2 rRNA genes are annotated in these 5087 nt (G+C 57.4%); both read left to right on the forward strand.

What is annotated here, in order from left to right:
* Positions 1–121: 121 nt before the first annotated feature.
* Positions 122–1645, forward strand: a 16S ribosomal RNA gene (locus L1885_RS23325).
* Positions 1646–1960: 315 nt separating this feature from the next.
* Positions 1961–5084, forward strand: a 23S ribosomal RNA gene (locus tag L1885_RS23330).
* The 16S and 23S rRNA genes sit together here, the layout of an rRNA operon.
* The last annotated feature ends 3 nt before the right edge of the window (positions 5085–5087 follow it).

Below are 5087 nucleotides of genomic sequence, written 5' to 3' on the forward strand. Positions count from 1 at the left end.
TGGTTTCGGTGGACGAGGTTCCTTTGTAGTAACACAACACAGCGAGGACGCTGTGGACCGCGGGGATTATTCCTTCCCGTGGTCCCGCTCTCGTGGTGTGACCCCGATGACGGGGAAAGCATTCACGGAGAGTTTGATCCTGGCTCAGGACGAACGCTGGCGGCGTGCTTAACACATGCAAGTCGAACGATGAAGCCTTTCGGGGTGGATTAGTGGCGAACGGGTGAGTAACACGTGGGCAATCTGCCCTGCACTCTGGGACAAGCCCTGGAAACGGGGTCTAATACCGGATACGACGTACTTCCGCATGGGATGTGCGTGGAAAGCTCCGGCGGTGCAGGATGAGCCCGCGGCCTATCAGCTTGTTGGTGGGGTGATGGCCTACCAAGGCGACGACGGGTAGCCGGCCTGAGAGGGCGACCGGCCACACTGGGACTGAGACACGGCCCAGACTCCTACGGGAGGCAGCAGTGGGGAATATTGCACAATGGGCGAAAGCCTGATGCAGCGACGCCGCGTGAGGGATGACGGCCTTCGGGTTGTAAACCTCTTTCAGCAGGGAAGAAGCGAAAGTGACGGTACCTGCAGAAGAAGCGCCGGCTAACTACGTGCCAGCAGCCGCGGTAATACGTAGGGCGCAAGCGTTGTCCGGAATTATTGGGCGTAAAGAGCTCGTAGGCGGTTTGTCACGTCGGATGTGAAAGCCCGGGGCTTAACCCCGGGTCTGCATTCGATACGGGCAGACTAGAGTGTGGTAGGGGAGATCGGAATTCCTGGTGTAGCGGTGAAATGCGCAGATATCAGGAGGAACACCGGTGGCGAAGGCGGATCTCTGGGCCATTACTGACGCTGAGGAGCGAAAGCGTGGGGAGCGAACAGGATTAGATACCCTGGTAGTCCACGCCGTAAACGTTGGGAACTAGGTGTGGGTCACATTCCACGTGGTCCGTGCCGCAGCTAACGCATTAAGTTCCCCGCCTGGGGAGTACGGCCGCAAGGCTAAAACTCAAAGGAATTGACGGGGGCCCGCACAAGCGGCGGAGCATGTGGCTTAATTCGACGCAACGCGAAGAACCTTACCAAGGCTTGACATACACCGGAAAGCATCAGAGATGGTGCCCCCCTTGTGGTCGGTGTACAGGTGGTGCATGGCTGTCGTCAGCTCGTGTCGTGAGATGTTGGGTTAAGTCCCGCAACGAGCGCAACCCTTGTCCCGTGTTGCCAGCAGGCCCTTGTGGTGCTGGGGACTCACGGGAGACCGCCGGGGTCAACTCGGAGGAAGGTGGGGACGACGTCAAGTCATCATGCCCCTTATGTCTTGGGCTGCACACGTGCTACAATGGCCGGTACAATGAGCTGCGATACCGCGAGGTGGAGCGAATCTCAAAAAGCCGGTCTCAGTTCGGATTGGGGTCTGCAACTCGACCCCATGAAGTCGGAGTCGCTAGTAATCGCAGATCAGCATTGCTGCGGTGAATACGTTCCCGGGCCTTGTACACACCGCCCGTCACGTCACGAAAGTCGGTAACACCCGAAGCCGGTGGCCTAACCCTTGTGGAGGGAGCTGTCGAAGGTGGGACTGGCGATTGGGACGAAGTCGTAACAAGGTAGCCGTACCGGAAGGTGCGGCTGGATCACCTCCTTTCTAAGGAGCTTCTTGGTTCTGTCTTCGGGCAGGATCCAGAGCCATGACGTCGGCGAATGTTCGATGGTGGTTTGCTCATGGGTGGAACGTTGACTATTCGGCAGAACACGGATCATTTCGGCCAGTACTGTTCTCTTTCGGGGGAGCGTGGAACGTGGGAGTGAGCGGATTCTGTCGGGCACGCTGTTGGGTGTCTGAGGGCATGGGCGAGAGCTGATGTCTTCGGTTGCCGGCCCCAGTGAACTCGTCATGTTTGGCGGGGTGGTGGGTGGCTGGTCGTTGTTTGAGAACTGCACAGTGGACGCGAGCATCTGTGGCCAAGTTTTTAAGGGCGCACGGTGGATGCCTTGGCACCAGGAACCGATGAAGGACGTGGGAGGCCGCGATAGGCCCCGGGGAGCTGTCAACCGAGCTTTGATCCGGGGGTGTCCGAATGGGGAAACCCGGCAGTCGTCATGGGCTGTCACCCGCACCTGAACACATAGGGTGTGTGGAGGGAACGAGGGGAAGTGAAACATCTCAGTACCCTCAGGAAGAGAAAACAATAGTGATTCCGGGAGTAGCGGCGAGCGAAACTGGATGAGGCTAAACCGTTCACGTGTGATACCCGGCAGGGGTTGCGTGGGCGGGGTCGTGGGAGTGTGTTTCTTCAGTCTGCCGGCTGGGGGACGAGTGAGAAACCGTATGGGTAGGCGAAGGGCATGCGAAAGGCCCGGCGTAGAGGGTAAGACCCCCGTAGCTGAAATCTGTACGGCTCGTTTATGCATTTCCCAAGTAGCACGGGCCTCGAGAAATCCTGTGTGAATCTGGCGGGACCACCCGCTAAGCCTAAATATTCCCTGGTGACCGATAGCGGATAGTACCGTGAGGGAATGGTGAAAAGTACCGCGGGAGCGGAGTGAAATAGTACCTGAAACCGTGTGCCTACAAGCCGTGGGAGCGTCGCACATCAGACTTGTCTGGTGTGTCGTGACTGCGTGCCTTTTGAAGAATGAGCCTGCGAGTTTGCGGTGTGTTGCGAGGTTAACCCGTGTGGGGGAGCCGTAGCGAAAGCGAGTCCGAATAGGGCGTTTTAGTAGCGCGCTCAAGACCCGAAGCGGAGTGATCTAGCCATGGGCAGGTTGAAGCGGCTGTAAGAGGTCGTGGAGGACCGAACCCACCAGGGTTGAAAACCTGGGGGATGACCTGTGGTTAGGGGTGAAAGGCCAATCAAACTCCGTGATAGCTGGTTCTCCCCGAAATGCATTTAGGTGCAGCGTCGTGTGTTTCTTGCCGGAGGTAGAGCACTGGATAGGCGATGGGCCTTACCGGGTTACTGACCTTAGCCAAACTCCGAATGCCGGTAAGTGAGAGCACGGCAGTGAGACTGTGGGGGATAAGCTCCATGGTCGAGAGGGAAACAGCCCAGAGCATCGACTAAGGCCCCTAAGCGTGCGCTAAGTGGGAAAGGATGTGGAGTCGCAGAGACAACCAGGAGGTTGGCTTAGAAGCAGCCACCCTTGAAAGAGTGCGTAATAGCTCACTGGTCTAGTGATTCCGCGCCGACAATGTAGCGGGGCTCAAGCGTACCGCCGAAGTCGTGTCATTGCAGTATTGACTCCTAACGGGGACTGTGATGGGTAGGGGAGCGTCGTGTGCCGGGTGAAGCAGCGCCGGAAGGCAGTTGTGGACGGTTCACGAGTGAGAATGCAGGCATGAGTAGCGATTCACACGTGAGAAACGTGTGCGCCGATTGACCAAGGGTTCCTGGGTCAAGCTGATCTGCCCAGGGTAAGTCGGGACCTAAGGCGAGGCCGACAGGCGTAGTCGATGGATAACCGGTTGATATTCCGGTACCCGCTGTAAAGCGCCCAGTATCGAATCCTCTGATGCTAAGGCCGTGAAGCCGCCCTGATCTCTTCGGAGTTGAGGGGAGTGGTGGAGCCGCTGACCCTAGGTGGTAGTAGGTAAGTGATGGGGTGACGCAGGAAGGTAGTCCATCCCGGGCGGTGGTTGTCCCGGGGTAAGGGTGTAGGACGCATGGTAGGTAAATCCGCCATGTTTGTGTCTGAGACCTGATGCCGAGCCGATTGTGGTGAAGTGGATGATCCTATGCTGTCGAGAAAAGCCTCTAGCGAGTTTTATGGCGGCCCGTACCCTAAACCGACTCAGGTGGTCTGGTAGAGAATACCGAGGCGTTCGGGTGAACTATGGTTAAGGAACTCGGCAAAATGCCCCCGTAACTTCGGGAGAAGGGGGGCCATTCCTGGTGATCAATCTTGCATTGTGAGCTGGGGGTGGCCGCAGAGACCAGCGAGAAGCGACTGTTTACTAAAAACACAGGTCCGTGCGAAGCCGTAAGGCGATGTATACGGACTGACGCCTGCCCGGTGCTGGAACGTTAAGGGGACCGGTTAGTCACATTTCGGTGTGGCGAAGCTGAGAACTTAAGCGCCAGTAAACGGCGGTGGTAACTATAACCATCCTAAGGTAGCGAAATTCCTTGTCGGGTAAGTTCCGACCTGCACGAATGGCGTAACGACTTCTCGACTGTCTCGACCATAGGCCCGGTGAAATTGCAGTACGAGTAAAGATGCTCGTTTCGCGCAGCAGGACGGAAAGACCCCGGGACCTTTACTACAGTTTGATATTGGTGTTCGGTTCGGCTTGTGTAGGATAGGTGGGAGACTGTGAAGCTTGGACGCCAGTTCAGGTGGAGTCGTTGTTGAAATACCACTCTGGTCGTGCTGGATGTCTAACCTGGGTCCGTGATCCGGATCAGGGACAGTGTCTGATGGGTAGTTTAACTGGGGCGGTTGCCTCCCAAAGGGTAACGGAGGCGCCCAAAGGTTCCCTCAGCCTGGTTGGTAATCAGGTGGTGAGTGTAAGTGCACAAGGGAGCTTGACTGTGAGACTGACGGGTCGAGCAGGGACGAAAGTCGGGACTAGTGATCCGGCGGTGGCTTGTGGAAGCGCCGTCGCTCAACGGATAAAAGGTACCCCGGGGATAACAGGCTGATCTTCCCCAAGAGTCCATATCGACGGGATGGTTTGGCACCTCGATGTCGGCTCGTCGCATCCTGGGGCTGGAGTCGGTCCCAAGGGTTGGGCTGTTCGCCCATTAAAGCGGTACGCGAGCTGGGTTTAGAACGTCGTGAGACAGTTCGGTCCCTATCCGCTGCGCGCGTAGGAGTCTTGAGAAGGGCTGTCCCTAGTACGAGAGGACCGGGACGGACGAACCTCTGGTGTGCCAGTTGTTCTGCCAAGGGCATGGCTGGTTGGCTACGTTCGGGAGGGATAACCGCTGAAAGCATCTAAGCGGGAAGCCTGCTTCGAGATGAGGACTCCCACCCACTTGATGGGGTAAGGCTCCCAGTAGACGACTGGGTTGATAGGCCGGAGATGGAAGCCAGGTGACTGGTGGAGTTGACCGGTACTAATAGGCCGAGGGCTTGTCCATAGA

It is taken from the genome of Streptomyces fuscigenes (assembly GCF_021556455.1).
GTDB lineage: Bacteria > Actinomycetota > Actinomycetes > Streptomycetales > Streptomycetaceae > Streptomyces > Streptomyces fuscigenes.